General features: G+C 36.8%; 16 protein-coding genes. All 16 read left to right on the plus strand.

Going from position 1 to position 21,334, the window contains the following annotated elements; all coding sequences use genetic code 11:
- Window positions 1-1,501, plus strand: a 1,501-nt coding sequence (locus AC4MRQ_RS11220; RefSeq protein ID WP_491197768.1) for a T9SS type B sorting domain-containing protein, incomplete at its 5' end; no start/stop codon positions are given.
- Window positions 1,482-2,414 (plus strand): PorP/SprF family type IX secretion system membrane protein, encoded by a 933-nt coding sequence (locus tag AC4MRQ_RS11225; RefSeq protein WP_491197769.1) that lies wholly within the window; start codon window positions 1,482-1,484, stop codon window positions 2,412-2,414. The genes AC4MRQ_RS11220 and AC4MRQ_RS11225, both read left to right, overlap by 20 nt.
- Before the next feature lie 67 nt (window positions 2,415-2,481).
- The gene (locus AC4MRQ_RS11230; protein ID WP_491197770.1) at window positions 2,482-3,897 is read left to right on the plus strand and encodes a PKD domain-containing protein; all 1,416 of its coding nucleotides are present in this window, start codon (window positions 2,482-2,484) and stop codon (window positions 3,895-3,897) included.
- 1 nt (window position 3,898) lies between these two features.
- A complete protein-coding gene (locus AC4MRQ_RS11235; protein ID WP_491197771.1) occupies window positions 3,899-4,915 on the plus strand; it encodes a hypothetical protein in 1,017 nt (338 codons plus the stop codon).
- A gap of 10 nt (window positions 4,916-4,925) precedes the next feature.
- Complete coding sequence (locus AC4MRQ_RS11240) at window positions 4,926-8,108, plus strand: ligand-binding sensor domain-containing protein (protein ID WP_491197772.1); 3,183 nt, start codon at window positions 4,926-4,928, stop codon at window positions 8,106-8,108.
- A gap of 346 nt (window positions 8,109-8,454) precedes the next feature.
- The gene (locus tag AC4MRQ_RS11245; RefSeq protein WP_491197773.1) at window positions 8,455-9,024 is read left to right on the plus strand and encodes a YbhB/YbcL family Raf kinase inhibitor-like protein; all 570 of its coding nucleotides are present in this window, start codon (window positions 8,455-8,457) and stop codon (window positions 9,022-9,024) included.
- Window positions 9,025-9,026: 2 nt separating this feature from the next.
- Window positions 9,027-9,887, plus strand: coding sequence for an SMP-30/gluconolactonase/LRE family protein (locus tag AC4MRQ_RS11250; RefSeq protein WP_491197774.1), 861 nt, complete (start codon window positions 9,027-9,029; stop codon window positions 9,885-9,887).
- A 129-nt stretch (window positions 9,888-10,016) separates the two neighbouring features.
- A complete protein-coding gene (locus AC4MRQ_RS11255; RefSeq protein ID WP_491197775.1) occupies window positions 10,017-11,336 on the plus strand; it encodes a hypothetical protein in 1,320 nt (439 codons plus the stop codon).
- 55 nt (window positions 11,337-11,391) lie between these two features.
- A complete protein-coding gene (locus AC4MRQ_RS11260; RefSeq protein ID WP_491197776.1) occupies window positions 11,392-12,969 on the plus strand; it encodes a histidine kinase in 1,578 nt (525 codons plus the stop codon).
- Window positions 12,966-13,682, plus strand: coding sequence for a LytR/AlgR family response regulator transcription factor (locus AC4MRQ_RS11265; protein ID WP_491197777.1), 717 nt, complete (start codon window positions 12,966-12,968; stop codon window positions 13,680-13,682). The genes AC4MRQ_RS11260 and AC4MRQ_RS11265 overlap by 4 nt, the downstream gene beginning before the upstream one ends.
- A gap of 252 nt (window positions 13,683-13,934) precedes the next feature.
- The gene (locus tag AC4MRQ_RS11270) at window positions 13,935-15,149 is read left to right on the plus strand and encodes an ROK family transcriptional regulator (protein ID WP_491197778.1); all 1,215 of its coding nucleotides are present in this window, start codon (window positions 13,935-13,937) and stop codon (window positions 15,147-15,149) included.
- A gap of 129 nt (window positions 15,150-15,278) precedes the next feature.
- Complete coding sequence (locus AC4MRQ_RS11275; protein ID WP_491197779.1) at window positions 15,279-16,352, plus strand: zinc-dependent alcohol dehydrogenase family protein; 1,074 nt, start codon at window positions 15,279-15,281, stop codon at window positions 16,350-16,352.
- Window positions 16,353-16,406: 54 nt separating this feature from the next.
- Window positions 16,407-17,432 (plus strand): aldo/keto reductase, encoded by a 1,026-nt coding sequence (locus AC4MRQ_RS11280; protein ID WP_491197780.1) that lies wholly within the window; start codon window positions 16,407-16,409, stop codon window positions 17,430-17,432.
- A gap of 434 nt (window positions 17,433-17,866) precedes the next feature.
- Window positions 17,867-19,459, plus strand: coding sequence for a sulfatase (locus AC4MRQ_RS11285; protein ID WP_491197781.1), 1,593 nt, complete (start codon window positions 17,867-17,869; stop codon window positions 19,457-19,459).
- A 300-nt stretch (window positions 19,460-19,759) separates the two neighbouring features.
- Complete coding sequence (locus AC4MRQ_RS11290) at window positions 19,760-20,311, plus strand: RNA polymerase sigma factor (protein ID WP_491197782.1); 552 nt, start codon at window positions 19,760-19,762, stop codon at window positions 20,309-20,311.
- A gap of 267 nt (window positions 20,312-20,578) precedes the next feature.
- Window positions 20,579-21,334: FecR family protein (locus AC4MRQ_RS11295; protein ID WP_491197783.1), on the plus strand; the 756-nt coding region annotated here is incomplete at its 3' end.

The raw sequence follows: 21,334 nt of genomic DNA on the forward strand, positions 1-21,334 counted from the left end.
CACCTTTACCGAACCGCCTGTTGCCAATGCCGGCACCGATGCTTCTACCTGCGGATTGTCCTACACGCTGAATGCGACATCTTCTGTCGGTACAGGCATATGGAGTAAGAAAAGTGGCACCGGTACCGTCAATTTTAGCAGTGTCAGCGATCCGGGTACAGAGATCACCGTCAGTGAATATGGCACCTACACCTTCACCTGGACAGAAGATAATAATGGCTGCACAAGCAGTGCAGACGTTGTCATCACCTTTACCGAACCGCCTGTTGCCAATGCCGGCACCGATGCTTCTACCTGCGGATTGTCCTACACGCTGAATGCGACATCTTCTGTTGGAACCGGCACATGGAGCAAGAAAAGCGGTAGCGGTAACGTTAACTTTGCCAGTGTCGGTGATCCAGGTACGGAAATTACTGCCAGTGAATATGGCACCTACACCTTTACCTGGACAGAAGACAATAATGGCTGCACAAGCAGTGCTGACGTCACTATAACCTTAACCGAACCGCCGTTAGCCAATGCGGGCACCGATGCTACTGTCTGCGGACTGTCTTATAGGCTGAATGCCACAACTTCCGTCGGTACAGGCCTATGGAGTAAGAAAAGTGGAAACGGTAAGGTTGATTTTACCAGTGTCAGCGATCCGGGTACAGACATTACCGTCAGCGAATATGGAGTTTATGAACTTACCTGGACAGAAACCAGTGGTAGTTGTTCAAGTTCAGCCACTGTGACCATCATCTTTACTGAACAACCTGACGCCAATGCTGGCTTGGATGCAATTACTTGCGGATTATCCTATACTTTAAATGCTAACACTTCGAGTGGTTCAGGTATGTGGAGTAAAAGTGAGGGGACAGGTACAGTTAGCTTTATGAGCATAACTTCTCCTGATACTGAAATTACCGTTAGCGAATATGGTACATATACTTTAAAATGGACGGAAACTACAGGCGGTTGTGCAGATTACGATAGCTTTGTTACGATTCAATTTATTGAAATTCCGACAGCTTTTGCAGGAAAAGACCAGATTATTAAGAATATAAATAGCACAACGCTTGAAGCATCTTTAAAATCCGGTGAAAATGGAGAATGGGGTATTATTAGTGGAAGAGCTGATATCTATGATAATACGCCTAACAGCTATATTTCGAATCTCGGTATTGGTGAGAATATTTTAAGCTGGACTGTAACAAACGGATATTGCAGTGATAGTGATATGGTCAGTATTATTGTAGAAACTCTTAATCCGACTATAATTACTCCAAATGGGGATGGAAAGAATGAATACTTCCTGGTTAATTTGATTGATCAGATTGAACCAATTCAATTTGTTGTGTTTGATGGTCGGGGCAAGGTTGTATATAAAAATTCTGATTACAAAAATGATTGGAATGGCATTGGTTTGGATGGGGATCCGTTACCAGAAGGTACTTATTATTATTTAATAGAATACAGTAACCAACATGTAATAAAGAACTATGTACTTATTAAAAGATAAAGTCATTATGATATTGGTTGGCATGCTGCTTATTCATCTTAAAGTATTTGGCCAATTTGATCAATTTCAATTAACAGATTATGATATCGCAAGTAATGCTGTAATCAACCCAGCCTTTTCAGGGAATGATGAGGCATTGAGTATTACCTTATCAGGAAAGAAAAAGTGGATTGGTTTTGATGGAGCTCCGGAGTCACAAGTTCTGGCTATTCATACACCACTTAACTCAGAGCGCATTGGGTTAGGTCTTCAGTTGCACAGGGTGGGTTACGGAATTCAACAGGACCTTAGCTTTATAGGTAGTTATGCTTATAGAATTAAATTCAAAAGAGGAACTTTATCCCTGGGAATCTCTTTTAATTTGAGTCAATCAGAACATGGCTGGCAAGATGTTGTCGCCAGTGACCCAGATGATGAAAGCATTTCGTTCAACAGTGAATCGATTTTCTCAATTCGCTTTGGAATAGGTATTAGTTACAGATCTGGAAACTTTTTAACAGGCTTGTCATTTATGAATTTATTTTCAAACAACATGAATATAAATCTAGATAGTGATAACTCATCAAATTACACAATTCCCAATCAGGTATTTTATAGTTTGGTTTATGATATCCGAAAAATTGATAATATAAAAATATCTCCTTCGATTTTGTTAAGGTATAATTCAGCTACAGGTTTGGGAGCTAACTTTAACACTTTAGCTGATTTTTATAAAACTTTGGGTGTAGGAGTATCGGTAAACACTGAAGGCACTGTTACGAGCATGCTTCGTTACTGGATTAATAATCAGGCAACAGTTGCCTGGTTATATAGTTTCGAAACCAATCCGGCTCTTAATCAACTGGGAGGATCGCATGAGATTGTACTCAAGTATGTGTTTAACTATGAATTGATAGCTAAAAATCCACGATAATTAGATTTTTAAAATGATGTTATATGTTTTGGATAAAAATATGAGGATCGAAATAAAACAAATGAGAATGTCGTTTCTCTTTTTTGTTTTATGGTTATTTATGATGCTACATGTGAAAGCACAATCTGATCAGTTTATAATTGATTCATTATCTTTTTGCCTTCCAGAATATCATGAATATGCACCCAGCTTTTACAATAATGGCCTTGTTTTTTGTTCAGACAGGAAGAATCCATCCTTAATTACATACCGGAATGATTCTAAATCGCTTATGAGTATGTTTTATATCAACAATGCTACAAGCAGTAAAGTAAGAGATGTGAAGTTTTTTAGCAAAAAGCTGACATCGCAATTAAATGACGGTCCGGCTACTTTTATTAATAATGACAGCCTGTTATGCTACTCAAGTAATATTTATCGAAAAAATATTCTCAACATATCAAAGAACCAGGTAAATCCGATGGGACTTTTCTTTGCAGAGAGACATGGTGACAAATGGATCGATTGTGACAAACCATTTATATTTAACAGTCCTGAAGTTTCAAATATTACTCCATCCTTAACGTCAGATGGGAAACGCTTATATTTTAGTTCTGACAGGCCTGGCGGTTATGGGCAACTCGACATTTATTATTCTGACTTTATTGATAATCAGTGGCAGGCACCTGTAAATCTTGGTCCCGAAGTCAATTCTCATGCTAACGAATCTTTTCCTTACATAGCCCAGAACGGAAAACTATACTTTTCGTCAGACGGACATAAGGGATTAGGAGGAAAAGACATTTTTTATACAATGGAAGTAGAGGGGCATTGGTGTACGCCAGTTCATTTAAGTGGCAATATTAATTCTCCGGCTGATGATTTTGCTCTGATCACCTGTGATAATTTGAATTCCGGTTTTTTTTCGTCCAACAGAGCAAATAATGATGATATTTATGCTTTTCACAGAAAAGCTATTGAGTTTGATAATTGCCAGGAACAGAAAGAAAACACCTTTTGTTTTAAGTTTTTTGATGAACGAATATTCACTAATGATTCGATTAAAGTAGTTTATGAGTGGGATTTTGGAGATGGGATTAAGCTTACAGGCAAGGAAGTAAAATACTGTTTCCCTGAACAGGGCGATTACTCAGTTGTGCTTCGGGTGATTAATCCAGAGAGCGGTGATACTATTAATAATCCGGAACCATATACCTTTAATCTGAAGAATAGGATACAAGGCTATATTAACTCAGTTAATGAAGCACAATTAGATGAACCCATCGTATTTGATGGAAGCATGACCAATTTACCTCACATAGACGTTGAATCCTATTTTTGGGATTTTGGACAGGGATTTGAACAGTCAGAGGGTAGAGCAATACACAGCTTTGATAAACCGGGTGAGTACATAGTTAAGCTAGGTGTTAGTGGTCTAAATAATAATAAAGTTGCAACGAAAGAGTGTGTGACAAAACGAATAGTAATAACCAAGCCTCAATAATATGCTTTTAAAATATCTGACATTCACAAAAGAAAGCCAGTTCAAAATCATTCAGTATCTGATCATATTCTTTGGACTCTATTGTTGTGGTCATCAATTATCAGCCCAAGCTGTTCCAGCTCCTGATGAAAACATACCTTTTTTGGTAACATTCGGTAAAAATTCAGATTCAGATTGGGGCGATGACGATTTTAGTCAGACATTCTTTTGTTTGGTGCCCCACGACCGGGTTGAACCATTTTATATCCGAATATTTGATCCGGGAACAGGTGGTGAGTTTGATGAGCCAAAAGGAGAATATGATACAAAGGTTAAATTTATGGTATTTGGTGGAAATGGCTGCTGGTCAAATATAGATGCACAGGGAATAAACCCGGAAAAGAACTATAAAAGTGGCATATTAATGGCTTCTAAAACCTTTGGCAACGAAGTAAAGTATGATAATAACTGGTATACATTCGGTCCATTTAATCCATTTGAAGGAGAATATGTAGAGAAGTTTGGAGGAAGAGTATTTAAAATTATTGCTGATGGAGTATCGGGCGATGATGGTAATCTTTATCGCTATTTTTTGAGCACCATACCCAATGGCAATAATGAGGTAGAAGGAGGTAACTTTTTTACCTATGAATATACCTTCAGACTGGCTAATGATAATCAACACGTATCACAGATATATCCATATGTAGATGATAAAGCTACATCAGTTAAAGTATTAAATTTTGATTGGGACAATGATGGTGAAATACGCATTATCTCAGTTGCTAAGAATGGTTTATTATGCGATGTTTCTTCAGAAGGAGATTGGTCTGTTATGGAATTTCCGATAACTGAAGAGGAGAAAAATACATCCATTGAAGTCCAGTTTATTAAGAATAAAAGTCAACTTGTTGAGAATAATAATGTATGTGTCATTGTGCAAAATCAGTATGGAGTTTCTTTACCATTTTATGTTATACCTATTGGAGGAGTTCCTGTTTATAACCCTAAAATACAAATGATTCAAGTTGATGATTAAAAGGCTCCATATGGTTGTAAAAGATAATGGACTAATGACTTGGAAACTTTTGCTTTTCTGTTTATTAGCTATACCTCACTTTTCAAGTGCTGAGAATCACCATGTCACAAATTATATAAGTGGAGATTTGCTGCCTCAGCCTTATGTTTACACCATAAACCAGGATGTTTTTGGCTATTTATGGATAGGTACGGGTAATGGTCTTACTCGATACGACGGTTATGGTTTTCGCACCTATACAATTGCAGAATCTTTGTCAGGTAACTTTATAACCTGCAGTCATAAGACTAAAAACGGTGTATTATATGGACATATGAATGGTGGTTTAACACTTTATTCAGGAAACCATTTTACGAAACTTCCTGTTGATATGCCTGATAAAACCAAGATTACAGATATTGAGTGGGGACTAGATGAAACCATTCTTGCCAGCACTTATTCAAGTGGTATCATTTCAATACCTAAGAATAATAAGACAAAAACGATCGCTTTAGACCCGGAACATGCGGCATCGGTATCAACAATTAAGCTTACAAACAATGAGAAACTGCTTATTGGTACTGATGATGGTTTAATAGTTAATAGGTTTGATAAAGCCGGAGAGATGGTTTTTGATCAAAAGGTTAAAGGCATACCGGAAACGATGATATCTGATATTGTTGAGCACACACAAGAACAATGTTATTATATAGCTACACAAAGTGATGGAATATACGTTGTGCATGAAAACGAACCTGGTTTCCTTGTCAAAAAAATTGAAATAGATACAGAGCATGAACTGGATGGAGTACAAAGCATTTACATTGACAATGAAGGAAAACTTTGGATTGCTACTTTTGGACAGGGACTCTTTCAATTTCAGGTTACTGATTCTTCCAAGGCTGTATTGATGTCACATCTTACCAAGTCAAATGGACTATCGTCAAACTATGTGAAAACTATTTTTCAGGATAGAGAAGGGATTATCTGGTCAGGTAATTATGGGGGCGGACTGAGTAAAATCCTGGTAAAAAATTATTCTTACCATCTGTTTAAAAAAGATGTGATTGGAAACGCAGTTCAAGCTATGGATTGTGATGAGAAGAACTATTGGCTTGGTACTGATAAAGGATTACTAAAAGTTAACCAGTTAACAGGTGAGCTGACAGAATCAAATGCAGAAGGTTTGCCAAAAGATAAAATTACAGCTCTTTTTCATCAAGAAAAGTATGTTTGGTTAGGATATAAACAAGAAGGTGTTTATCGCTTTAACAAGCTTACTAATTCAGCCGAGAAATTTCTGATACATACAGGAAAACTTGAAAATTCCATAACAACGATATCCGGGAATCACAATCAGGTATGGGTTGGAACCCGAAAGGGAGCGTGCAAAATTAGTATGAAAGATAATGCTCATATTTGGTATTCCATAAGTCAAGGTGGGTTACCAAATAATTTTGTGAGGTTTATTTATCAGGATACAAAAGATCGAACATGGATCTCCACATCTTGTAATACTCTTTCTGTAATTGAGAACGGAGAAATTCGTAAGATACCTTTCCCAACAGCTAATCTTCAGTTTGTTCTTAATGCCATTACAGAAGATGCAGAAGGCAACATTTGGGTGGGTACACTAGGAAACGGAATTTTTAAAATTGAAGCTTCTCAGCTTATTCATTTGACAACAGAAAATGGCTTGTTCTCCAATTATTGTTATTCGCTTACTAGTGATGGAAAAGAGTCGATATGGGTTGGACATAGAGGAGGTATCAGTGAAGTGAATACGAAGAAGTTTCATGCAAAAGCCATAGATAAGACTTTTGATATTGATGAGAAGTATCATTTTACAGTAAATAAAGCTTGTTCCGACAATAAGCATTCTGTATTTATGGGTTTTAATAAGGGAATTCTCAAAATCAATGACCATAGAATTACTGATAAATCGATAGCTCCAATATTGAATATCACTGATCTGAGAATTGATGATCAGCCAATTAGCAAAAGAGATAAAATCACTCTTACACCTGGTAGTTACAAGTTTGAAATTAGCTATTTAGGGGTTGGCTTAAAAGAACCTGACTTAATGAGGTATGAATATCTGCTGGATGGATATGATTCACATTCTCAGGTTACACACGAGACAAGTATTAAATATCCTCATTTGACCACCGGTAAATACAATTTGATCATTAAAGCAATTGATGGTGATGGTGTTGAGTCGGCAAATCAGATAAGTCTTAAAATAATCATTGCACCACCAATTTGGAAATCTCCTTGGTTTTATGTTGGGGTAATTAGTCTGGTTTTCATTATAGTTGTGTTTGCCATTTATGGACAAAAAGAGACTATAAAGAAAAAAAATAGGGAGCTTGAAGATAAAGTAAATGAACGGACAGCTGAGATTGTTGCTCAAAAAGAGCAAATAGAAAAACAAAGTAACTTAATTAAAGAAACCAATAAAGATATAACTGCCAGTATTGAATATGCCAGTCATATCCAGCAAGCTATTGTTACACCATTGTCAGATGTGACTAGATTGCTTCCAGACTGTTTTATTATCAATAAGCCTCGCGATATAGTCAGTGGTGATTTTTATTGGGCAGCGGAAAAAGGTGATAAAACTATCTTTATTGTTGCTGATTCTACTGGCCACGGAGTACCAGGTGCATTTATGAGCGTATTAGGAATTTCATTATTAAACTCCATTATTCTTGAAAATAATATAACAAGGCCAGATAGAATATTAAATGAAATGCGGCGTAGTATTATCCGTTCTTTAAGGCAGACGGCTGAAGAATCGCTTGCCTATGATAGTATCAATATGGCTGTATGCAGTTATGATAAAACATCTAAACAACTACAATATGCGGGGGCTTACCATCCATTGGTTCATATTCGGCAGGGAGAGCTCAATTTTATTAAACCTGTAAGGCAAACACTGGGAATATCGCATCATAATGATTCACACTTTACTCAACACGAATTAATTCTGCAAGAAGGAGATTGTTTGTATATGTATTCGGATGGTTTTCAGGATCAGTTCGGAGGAGAACATGAAAAGAAATTTACCATAAAGCGCCTAAAGCAACTGTTTCTCGATGTATCAGTGCACAAAATATCCGTGCAGGAACAGATGATTAATGATGCCTTGGTCGAATGGAAAGGAAGTATTGATCAAACAGATGATATCTTGATGTTAGGAGTGAAAATATAGGTATTTAAAGCTTCAAATAGGAATAGGCTTTATTTCAACCAATCTTTATTCAATGTGATTGAAGAAAAATTATTCGTCAGGTAAGAGAGTCACTTTCGATCATTTTTTTAGGTAAGACATAATTGATTCTTAACCATGAGTTAAGTCTTGAATCTGAATTGATATTAAGGTTGAGGCTATTGTGATGTTCAATTGAATTCACTTAGCACGTTTAACGTTATTCCAACTTTTACTTTCACTGATTACATTGTTACTTTCACTGATTTGACTCCTGCGTGCGTTGATTCTCAAAAAAAGCAATGTGATTTACACATAATTTTAAATCAGCATTTAAAACAGAACAACTATGAACAGGAAATCGAAAATGATAATATGGATCTGGGCTATCATCCTGATGATTCCAGTCGGCTTTGCTTGCAGTGCCGGAGATGACGAACCAATAATTGAAGAAGAGAAAGCATTTGCATTATTAAGTTCGGAAATAGGTGATGATAACATGTTACCTTCACGCTACACTTGCGATGGAGAAGGTATTATCTTGCCACTGGAGTGGGAGAATCCGCCGGGGGATGTTCAGTCATTTACACTTATCATGTCACACGAGGCACCGGAAGATATTCATTGCTATTGGATTTTGTATAATATTCCGGCAGATGTCATTGAATTGCTTGGTAATGTTTCAGGTATTGGCAATTTGGGAACAAATACGGTTAACGGTTTATGTGAATATGCACCTCCTTGTTCACAGGGACCTGGCGAAAAGACATATATCTTTACCTTATACGCACTTTCTTCAGTGCTTGAAATAGATATTCCATTAACAGAAGTTGATTATGGCTTTATAATGAATGAACTGGAAGCTATTACCCTCGATTCAACAAGCTTAACTGTACAATATTCACGTCAAATCAATTAACGATGATCGCAGAAACTATAAAATACATGATGGCCTGTATGCTGATTATAGTATGTATGGCCTGCGAGAAAGAAGAGGAATTGTTTCCAGGTAACCTGGAATTAACCGAAATAGCAAACAATCTGAAGTTTGCAGAAGGTCCTGCCTATTCCAACGGAATGCTTTACTTCTCTGATATTGAAGCAAACCTTATTTATACCTGGGACAATACAAATGGATTGCAGGTATTGAAAGAAAACTCAGGTGGCGCCAATGGCCTCTATTTCGACAACTCAGGGAACTTAATTGTTTGCGAGGGCGATAACAAACGCATCACACTTACCAATAGCAATGATCAAGAGAGCATTTTGGCAGATACTTATAACGGTAAGCCCTTTAATCAACCCAATGATGTATGGGTTGCTCCAAACGGCAATATTTACTTCACCGACCCTATATTCAATGGCACACAAACACAAGATGGAGAGCATGTATATTGTATTTTGGCTTCAACTAATGAGATATTGAAAGTAACAGACGACTTGCTTAAACCCAATGGCATCATTGGTAATCATGCCGGGACTGAAATATATATCGCTGATTACGGGGCATCCCAAATATATAGCTATTCGATAATGCCCAATGGAACCTTTGCCAATAAACGGGTTTTCGCAGAAATTCAAGCTGATGGTTTAAGCATTGATGCAGAAGAAAATATTTATGCAGCCGGTAAGCATGTGTACATCTTTAACGCGGCTTCGCAACTAACAGGTACAATCGAAGTGGAAGGCACTATTACCAACGTTCATGTGCTTGATGAAGAAGAGAAAACCATATTTATCACTACCCATAATAGTGTATTCAAAAAAACACTTACTGAATAAAGATTGTCATTCACTGATTCATTCGGTCATGTCACTGATTCATTAAAAATCGCACTGTTTATTCAGGTACATTTACTATCAAGAAACTAAAAGAGAGCACTTTATTGTTAAAACTTAAATCTTATAATCATGAAAACAACAATGGAAATATTAGCTGTAAATAAAATGCGAATGGTTGCAGCATTGGCATTATTAGGATTGTTAATGGTAACCCAGGTTGCCTGTTCAAACGACGATGATGAAGAACTAGTTCCCGAAGATGTTGCAGATACAGAAATTACAGGCGAGCCCTTTACCAATCCTCGTTACAATTCAGAGCAAACAGTATCAGACGAGGCTCAGAGAAATACCATTGCATTTGATGCCCTGGGGTTTATGGTTGGTGATTTGGGGGCACAGACTTTTTTACCTCCAGGCAAGGTGGCTGATTATAATGGTTTTCAATACTTCAGGGATAATGACCAGACTAATTTAGGACACAACACCAGTTTTGTAACCCTTATTGCTAACAATATTTTAAATATTCTGACCGAGGAACAGATCCAGATATTTATTGACGGGGCACATGAACAAATAGATTTGATCAACGAATATGCCTACAAACGTTTCCCTTTGTGTAAAGCATTTCGCAGATTGTTGGAGAGTGATTTACCTGCTGGAACAACGGGTTTGGATAAGAATGCCATTCAGCAGTATTCGGCCGAATTATATCAGATTGACGGCGAAATAAGTTACAAACGCGCAGAATTATTCGGTGAGGTGATTAGTTCGCTTTCAACAGAACAAAAGCTAGCTATTAAAGCCCTGTATGAATTGGAAGGTGTTGGCAACTGGCCATCAAACATTGACGATCAATTGAAAGGTAAAGGATTGGATAAGGACGTGAATGTTGCAGTGATGACTTACGCAAGTGAAATATATACCTGGTATGCAGGTTCGGTTACAGCTGATGTCTATTTTTGTCCTGAAAGACAGGGAACATACTTTGGTTCATTTTACTTAAAAGACTGGCCGGCTATGGGTAATCCCAATTATACCATTGATGAACAGTTAACAGCAAATGCGGGTAAAAACTTCTTTAATATCTTAAATGATGACCAGTATGCTAAATTTACACAGCTTGTTACGGAGCAAAAAACAGCCCTCCTATCACTGGTTGATACAAGGGAAGCCATGGCCATTGAATTACGCAAGTTTTTAGATGATGATATAGCTGATGAATCAGCTGTGATGAACCTGTCGGAAGCTTATGGCGAATATGATGGTGAAATAATTTACCTGTATGCCACGTGTTTCTCAGAAGTTTATCAATCATTAAGTGAAGATCAAAAAGCACAGATATTGGCCTTAGGTGATGGACTTGGATATGTTGACCCGGTTGGTGCCTTTTTATATTCCGAACCCATTGCAATGCCTGAAATCAGCAATACCGACTTTTTATTTAAGTAAAATATGTATCTTCAAAAGCTTTCAAGGAATTGAAAGCTTTTAAGTTTCTGCTTATATGTTCAAAACAAATTGGCTCGTACGAAATATAGATTGGTTACTGTTAGTGTTTTTACTAACCCTTCTTTTTGCATTACCGGTAATTTTTGTACGAGGTAATATTGATGCAGAGTGGGAGAAGATTAGTAAAATATGGTTGGATTACATCTTGCTCATTCCTTTGTTTGTTATAAACCATTGGATTCTTGTTCCCAAACTGCTTCTTAAGAAGAAGCATATGACTTATTTAGCAAGTGTAGTTGCATTAATCAGTATAATTACTCTAAGTTATTATTCATACGAGCAAACCAAAAAAATAAATAAGAGGTCGCAGGGAGTATCTTCGGGAAAGAAATCGCTCTCCACTTTTCAACCCAATTTTATGTTGGCGTCGGTCGTGACTCCAGGACAGATTCAGTTCGGTTTTCAAACAAAGAATAAAGAAAAACAGGTAAACCAGCAGACTAAATCGGGAGAACTGGAAAGGAAACATCCTCCGCGTCGTGATGAGAAAAACGGCAGGAAGCCGCCTCCACGTCGTGATAATGAGGATAATCGCCCCCCATGCCCGGGAGAAGGACACGATCAACGTCCTCCACGATCAGGTGACGAAGGAAGCAATCGTTCTCCAAAGCCAGAAGAACAGCAACAGAAACCTCCTCGGAAAGAAGGTGAGCAGCAAAGCAATCGTCCCACAAAGGGTAATTACGATCAGAACGACCAAGTACCGCGTGATAGGAAGCGTGATAATAAGCCACCAAGGCCCAAAGAAAATATTCATAATACAGTACAGAAGACAAATGATCACGAACGCCCTCTTCGATTTGATGATAATAAGCAGAAAGAACAACAACGTCGTGGTAAAAGGGAAGGAAAGGCGTCAGAACCAAAGCCTGCTATCCCTCCCTATGCTAACCTGTTGTTTCTTTCTTTGATGGTTGTGGTAGTAGATACCGGATTAATATATTCGAAACATTATTATAAGAACGAACAGGATAAAATTCGTCTGGAAAATGAAAATGCGCAGGTGCAATTGAATATGCTTCAGCATCAGATTAACCCTCACTTTTTCATGAATACTCTGAACAACATTTATTCACTGATAGGAAGCGAAAATGAATTACCCAGAACTGCGGTAATGAGGCTTTCGAAGCTGATGCGTTTTTTATTGTACGAAAATAAAACAGGAAATGTCCTGTTAAGCAAAGAGTTTGGGTTTATTGAAAACTTCATAAATCTAATGAAGCTCCGGTACGATGATAATGTGGAGATTAAATTTGATATCCCGGATAATTATGATGATGTTGAAATTCCATCCTTGTTATATATATCATTTCTGGAAAATGCCTTTAAGTATGGGATCAGTTATCAGCAAAAAAGTTTTGTCCATACAGCTTTCGAAATTGCTGGTAATACGCTGAAATTTACCTGCAAAAACAGCATCAATCAGTCAAATGGCCAAAATAATGAGTTTAGTGGCATTGGCTTGCAAAACAGCAGGGAGCGGCTGGATTTATTGTTTCCAAACAGTTATAGTTTAGTAATCAATAACGATGGTAAAACATTCATTGTCGAACTTAAAATTCCTTTAAAATGAACTTAGAATGTGTAATAATAGACGATGAACCGTTAGCCATTAACGTGATTGCAGAGCATATTGAAAAAACAGATTTTCTATCACTGAAAAGCACTTTCGTGAATCCGGTTAAAGCCATTGATTACCTTTCTGAAAATAGGGTTGACCTGATTTTTGTTGATATTCAAATGCCTGATATATCAGGTATTGAACTGGTTAAAAAATTGGATTATAAACCCACAGTCATCTTTACAACAGCATACGACCAATATGCTGTAGAAGGATTTAAGGTGGATGCTGTCGATTACCTATTAAAACCTGTTGATTATCCGGAATTTATTAAAGCCGTTCAGAAGGCAAAGAAGTGGATTTATGCCAACAAAGAAATGAAAAGCATAAAAGCTGATGAACAGTTTCTGTTTATTAAATCAGAATATAAAATTGTACGTATTGAATTAAATACCATCAGATATATCGAGGGTATGAGTGAATATGTACGTATTCATCGGGAAAATGCCAAACCCATCATGTCGCTTTTAAGTTTAAAATCACTCCAGGAACAACTGCCCTTGGATAAATTTATGCGTGTGCATAAATCATACATCGTTAACCTTAGTAAAATAACAGAGATAGAAGGCAGTGACATCAAGTTCGATGGCAATGTAATTGTTCCCGTTAGTAAAATGTACCGTGAGAAATTTCAGCAGTACGTTGAAAAGAATTTTATGATTTAATAAACCAGTATTGAATTGTTCCCCCTTTTGCTCTTTATGCTTGGGAGTAACCATTAATAACTCAGAAGCTAGGTGCTTTAAATTGTAGCTACCTATTTATCGTTAGTAATTGCCAATTTCGTGTATACGAGTTAAGAATCAGTGTTTTATATTTTTAACCGTCATATCAATGTTAATGAAAAAGTCAACGTTACATTTGATAATTTGGAAAATAGTATATAGTTTCGTAACGTTAGAAAGTATTGATGTGGCATGAATTCAAATTATCCAAAAGGCAGTGCAGAGTATATTAATCGCTTGAATAAGATTAAAGTATTAAATCTCATCCGAGAGAGTGGCGAGATGTCAAGGGCTGAGATTGTAAAACAAACTGGTTTAAGTGCACCTACTATAACTCGTATTGTAGATAGCTTGATAAACAAAGAGAAGTTGGCCTCACAAGTTGGTATTGGAGAGTCAAAGGGTGGACGACCGCCTGTTATTGTTCAGTTCAACGGAGAAGCAAGTTATGTCATTGGTATAGATTGGGGACGAACACATATTTATTCTGTTCTTGCCAATCTCAACGGAGATGTATTGGTATCGTCAGATGTTAAAACTGAAGCAACAGATAGTTTTGATTCAGATATGAGGCGTGTCATTAACCTGGTAGAGAAGTTGATTTTAAAGTCTGGAGTAGATGTCTCTAAGTTAAGGGGCATTGGTGTTGCAGCTGCCGGATTCATAAATAAAAAGACAGACATAATCGAATATTCTCCTAATTTCAAATGGAAAAACGTCGACATAAAGAAGCCTCTTATTGAGCATTTTAATGTTCCTGTTATAGTAGATAATGTTTCGCGCGTAATGGCGCAGGGAGAATTAATGTATGGCATTGGTGAAAGATGTAAGGACTTTATATTTATAAATGTTGGTTATGGCATTGGCTCGGGAATAATCGTGAATGGTCAGGCCTTTTATGGTTTTGATGGAATGTCTGGAGAGATTGGACATAACAGGATCAATGTAGCTGTTGCAGGAGGATTAAAATGCTCATGTGGAAAGATGGATTGTTTGGAGTGTTACTCTTCAGGAAGGGGAATCGCGGAGATAGCTTTAGAAAAGTTGAAGTTTTATCCGGATTCAGGTCTTAATAACTTAAAAAAGATTTCTGCTCAGACAATATCAGCGTTAGCTCGCAAAGAAGATGAGTTAGCCCTGTTTTTATTTAATCAAGCGGCCGATTATCTTGGAACTGCCATTGCTTCAGTAGCTAACATGTTTAATCCGGCAGCGATTGTATTAGGAGGGAAAGTAATGAATTCAGGTTCGTTCTTTACAGAGCGAATAAGGACTGCTTTTCATCGAGAGATAATACAGCAACCTAATCGTGATATTGAATTACTACAAAGTCAATTAGGTGATGAGGCAGCTGTTAAAGGAGCTATTTCACTCATATTGAATGAGGTTTTGAATTTGAGAGTGTAATCAATTTTTTTACGCAAGTTAGTTTTAAACGTTAAATTATTGAAATTTATTTAATTATGGTAAGGTCACTCACCTTAATCCATTTTAATATTTTAAAAATATTCACTTATTTTCTAAACATTAGAAATTATGTCAGAAGCAAAAAAAACCATGTTAGCAGCTTACCTTCCTGGTAACAGTACAGTTGAATTTAAAGAAGTACCGGTTCCGACTCCTAGTCCCGGTCAGGTTTTAGTAAAAACGAAGTCTTCTACTATATGCGGTAGTGACATCCGTGCCATTTATCGCGAGCACCTTGGTAAAGGTCCTGAGGCTTACCAAAATAAAGTTGCTGGACATGAGCCATGTGGACAGATTGTACAGTGTGGTACTGATATGAAGAGGTTTAAGGAAGGAGATCGTGTTGTTCTTTATCACATATCGGGGTGTGGAGTTTGTAACGATTGTCGTCGTGGTTATATGATTTCATGTACAAGTGATGCACGTGAGGCATATGGTTGGCAGCGCGATGGTGGTATGGCAGAGTACATCTTGGCAGATGAAAAAGATTGTATACTCTTACCAGATGAATTAACCTATACAGATGGTGCTCAAGTGGCTTGTGGTTTCGGCACAGTATACGAAGGACTGGAAAAGATTGGTATATCTGGTAAAGATGCTGTTTTAGTTGTAGGTCTTGGTCCTGTAGGGTTGGCAGCGTTAATGTTGGCTAAAGCATTAGGAGCAAATAAAGTAGTAGGTGTTGATACGGTTCAAGAACGTTGCGATATCGCTAAAGAATTAGGTTTAGCAGATGCTGTTTACGTAGCTGGCTCTGATACTTTAGATAAAGTAGTGGCAGAAACTCACTCAGGCGAAGGTTTCGAAAAGACAGTTGACTGTTCAGGTAACACACATGGTCGTCAATTAGCTATCCGTGCTACTCGCAAATGGGGTAAAAACGTAATGATTGGAGAAGGAGGAACTGTTGAATTTAATCCGTCACCAGATATCATTCACGATCAGATATCAATTCATGGATCGTGGGTAACCAATTCATGGAGGATGGAAGAGTTAATAGAGCTATTAGTTCGTTGGAATCTTCACCCTGAGGTATTGGTACAGCATCGTTTTGAATTAAAAGATGCCGATAAAGCCTACGAACTAATGAATGGTGGTAAATGTGGTAAAGTAGCCGTTGTTTACGACGAGGAAATTAGATAATTGAAATGTAAACTAAGCTATTGGTATGAGCTAATAGCAATAAGCTTTATTAAAATGTCAGAAATAACAAAACAATATACAGCTGTCAATCCGGCCGATGTACCATACAAGGTACTCCGTACTGGTGATAATATTCCCATTATTGGTTTGGGAACCTTCGGTTCAGACCGTTTTACACATAAGCAAGTTGGCAATGCAGTAAAGGATGCTATTCGTTTAGGATATCGTCATATTGATTGTGCGGCAGTTTATGGAAACGAGAAAGAAATTGGCAAAGCCATTAAAGAGGTAATTGAAGAAGGTGTGTGTACTCGCAAGGAATTGTTTATCACTGGTAAAGTATGGAATGATCGTCATCATGAAGTAGAGAAAGCATGTCAGGAAAGTTTAGACGATCTTCAGCTCGATTATTTAGATATGTACCTTGTTCACTGGCCTTTCCCAAATTATCATGCACCTGGTTGTGATGGTGATGCACGTAATCCGGATTCTAAACCTTTTATTGTGGAGGATTTTATGAACACCTGGAAACAAATGGAAGCGCTTGCTGAGGCAGGTAAAGTACGTAATATTGGTACGTCGAATATGACAATTCCGAAGTTTGAAAGAACATTGTCGTTAATGCGTATTCTTCCCGCTGTTAACGAAATGGAAATGCATCCCAGTTTTCAGCAGCAAGGGTTATATGATTACTGCCTCGAAAAAGATATACAACCTATTGGTTACATGCCAATTGGTTCACCTAATCGTCCGGAAAGAGATAAAGCGAAAGGTGATGCCATTGATATTGAGTTACCTGAAATTAAAGCCATTGCTGATGCAAGGGGGATTCATCCGGCCGTTGTCTGTATTATGTGGGCTATTAAAAATGGTCAGATAACCATTCCATTTTCAATTCATCCACATAAATATTTAGGAAATCTTGAGGCATCTTTTAAGGATTCATTAACTGATGAAGAATTTGCTTCGATAAAAAGTTGTGAGTGTGGTTCTCGTTTGGTAAAAGGCCAGGTTTTCCTTTGGGAAGGTGCTACCACTTGGAAGGATCTTTGGGATGAAGATGGTGTAATTGCGCAGTAATAACCACTACCAACAATATCAAAACTACTCTTCATTATGGAGTGGTTTTTCCTACTTATGTCCAATATATTTGTAATACATTTTTTTAGTTTTTGCAATTGTTACATTGATCACGCAAGCACCTACAAATTTTTCAAGTATAGTCTTTTTGTCTGTCGAAAAGGGTACAAAAATACATTGCTCATATAATTGGAATTGTATTCGGTTCTTTGGGAAGTCTTATTTGTAAATAAAATGAAAGGTCATTATATGAGAATATGGCTTCATTATTGACGTTGGTATTGTTATTTGAAGATTATTCTGGATGAATTTGACCAAAATTGTACAATTATGACCGTCATTAAATACAGGGAAGATTACTTTTACAGCAAGTATATGAAGCTCCAAATAAAATAAACCCTACGGTTAATTCTAAATAGAATATGGCAATGATTATGAATAAAATAAAACCAGGTTTTTTAGCTATATATTTTGCAATGGCTATTACTCTTGTGGCTTGTGGAATAGAGGAAAATAAACAAGAAAAGGAAAATTCTAAACCAAATGTTTTATTTATCTCAGTTGATGATTTGAATGATTGGATTGGGATCGTTGAAGACAAGGGTAATATTGACATTAAAACACCAAACCTTGATCGATTGGCAGCCAAAGGAGTTTATTTTGCAAATAATCATGCAAATGTTCCCGTTTGTACGCCTTCACGTCTGGGTGTGATGACAGGTTTGAGTGCTGTTAGTACAGGCTGCTATTCAAATACCAGTGGTGTTGCTAATAAAGAATTATGGCAACAAGCTATCGCACTTCCGGCTTTATTTCGTATGAACGGATACCATACAATGGGGTGTGGAAAAATAGAAGGTCATGCTTGTCATCACATTGAAGAAATACATCCTGGGCAAAAATTATGGGATGAACGTTTAATCAGGAATTTTTGTGCAAGTAATGAATTACTCAGGGATGGTGATGGATATAATGGTATTGATTTTTACCCTTTCCCCAAAGGAGGTTCTCCAATTAAGAAGTATAATCCAACTTATAAAGGACATTCTTTATGTGCCGGGCCAATTGATCGCAATGATCTTCCCTTTGGAAAAATGCCCGATGAAATAACTGCAGAATGGGCGATCGAACGCTTAAATCACAATTATAACAAACCGTTTATGCTTGGAGTAGGATTTGTGCGTCCACATGTACCATATACAGCGCCGCAAGAGTATTTTGATATGTATCCTATCGACAAAATAAAAGTTCCTGAAGAAGTTGAAGGTGAAATGGAGGACATACCAGCCTACGGTAAGGCAATGGCTTATGGTGCTTTTGAACCAAGTAATGAAAAGGTGGTGCGTGAACTTGGTCCGGAATATAGGAAGCAACTTGTACAGGGTTATATGGCATGCGTAAGCTTTTTAGATGATCAGGTTGGACGTTTGATAGATGCTTTGGAGAAGAGCAAGTATGCCAATAACACGATTATCGTTTTATGGTCAGATCATGGACAACACTTAGGTGAGAAACGCAGCTGGCGTAAGAATACACTATGGCAGGAGTCGACTAATAGTCCAATGATATGGGTGGTTCCTGGAGTGACCCCGGTAGGAGAGGTGTGTCACCAGCCTGCCAGCTTATTGGATATTTATCCGACATTAAATCAATTGTGTCAATTAAATAGTAAGAATAGCTTTGATGGAGTGAGTCTTGTTCCGCAGTTGAAAGATGTTAAGATAAAACGAACAATACCAGCCATTACTTCATACTCATACGGCAGTCATTCTATCAGGGGCGAACGTTGGCACTATATCCGTTATTATGATGGTACAGAAGAATTGTATGACGGCCAAAACGATTTCAACGAAAATACTAATCTTGCTGATAACCCAAAATACGAAAAAGTGATCAAGGAATATAGAGCGCACTTACCACAAGATATTTTTAAACCAACGGAGCAGAGTAAGCAGTTCAATGCTTACAGTCAACGGGCTAAAAAATGGAATGAAAATTTGGATGAAATACCGTACTGGCTGCGTTAACTAAGGTTTTAAAACCATAAATAGATGCTATCTAAATAGTTGATGTAAACAATTATTCACACCAAATAATTAGTTAAATTGATTTAGGATGTCATTAATAACTTTAATGGATAGAAATTTAGGTATACAGGTATCTTAAATGACGCTCTTTTTAGTTTTTGAATATGCGTTTTGTTGCTGGTCTGTATTCTGTAATTCTTAATATGTAAGCGTTAGTGAATTAAAGCTTAGTGAATTAGTGTGAAGATTTGTTAATAATTTCTATTTTTGGGGAGCAATGACAAACAACCAAACACTCCAATGGAAATTAATACAAAAGATTTTACTGGTTTTAAAAACGGCAGTGAAAAGGCCCTAAAGAATATTTTTAACAAATTGTATCCTACATTGGTATCATTTGCAGTTCGACAATCTATTGAAGTGATGCAAGCTGAAGACGTTGTTCAGGAGATCTTTAACAAAGTATGGCAGCGAAGAAAGCAATTTGAGAATGGAAATAAATTAATCAGTTTTCTATATACTTCAGTTAGAAATAAAACAATAAATATAAAGCGCGATCTTAAAAATCGGGATCGTATACTTGCAGATAAAGGGAATTCTGAAGAAGAGTTTAAAGATCTGCTTATCGAAGAGGAGGTAAATCGATTGCTTTATGATGCAATAAATAGTTTGCCTGATAGACAAAAAGAAGTTATAGACTTCATACTTCAAGGCTATACCTTGCCTGAGATAGCCGAAAAAACTAACCTTTCATTGAATACGATAAAGACACATAAATTAAGAGCATTAAAGGATTTAAATAATAAATTAAAAGATCATTTGTTCTTAGTCACTTTGCTTAGTACGTTATAGAATTTTACATTTTGAATTAAACCTAACCGTAAGAAAGCTATATTGGGCTATTCTTTATCGATATAAATTAAATATTTATACAGACTAACTGTATAATCTATTTAATAAGAGTTTTGGATTTCAGATAAAGAGTTAGATGAGTATCTAATAGAATACTAATTTATTCCTGTAGAGTAATTCTTTCTTTTAAAGAAATCTATTTTTTTTCAGTTTGCTTGTCACCGAAATTAAAAACTTATGGGTTACCTATATAGAAACATCAGAATCATGGATATTATACAAGAATGTCATCGAATGGCTCGAATGGTTGCAAAATCATTGATAAAAGAGACAAATGATGAAGAGGCAAAAGACGTTGAAGATTGGTTGCAAAACAAAAAAAACAAAGCGATTTATGAGAAGATCAGCTCCTCGTCCGTCTACCATTCAAATATTTATAACCAATTAGATAGTGAAAAAGCATGGAAGACTTTTAAACAAAGGTTTATGCGTCGTGATATTTATATTAAAAGGTGGATTTCCGTTGCAGCTTCAATTCTGATTATGGTTTCAGCATTAACCCATTTGGTGCTTAATGATTTTTACGTGGAAGAAGAACAAGTTATTAAGCCAGGTAGTGCCAGGGCTATACTTATTTTGAGTGATGGTTCCAACGTGAATCTGGAACAAATAAGCGATACAACCATTAACGAATATAATTCAACAAAAATCATCACAAGTGATAATTTAATAAAGTATTCACCAATAAAGTCTACAGTTCTAAAAGAAGTCGATAAATATAACACTTTAGTTGTACCAGCAGGAGGCGAGTTTAACCTGCAACTTGATGATGGTAGTATTATCTGGCTTAACTCCAAGTCAAAGCTCAGATACCCAGTTCAGTTTGGAAGCGAATTAAGGAAGGTATATTTAGAAGGGGAAGCCTATTGTGAGGTTGCAAAAGATGCCAAACGGCCCTTTATAGTTGAATTAACTAATGATGTTTCGGTAGAAGTGCTGGGAACAAAGTTTAATGTGAAGTCA

The organism is Carboxylicivirga sp., from assembly GCF_982718395.1.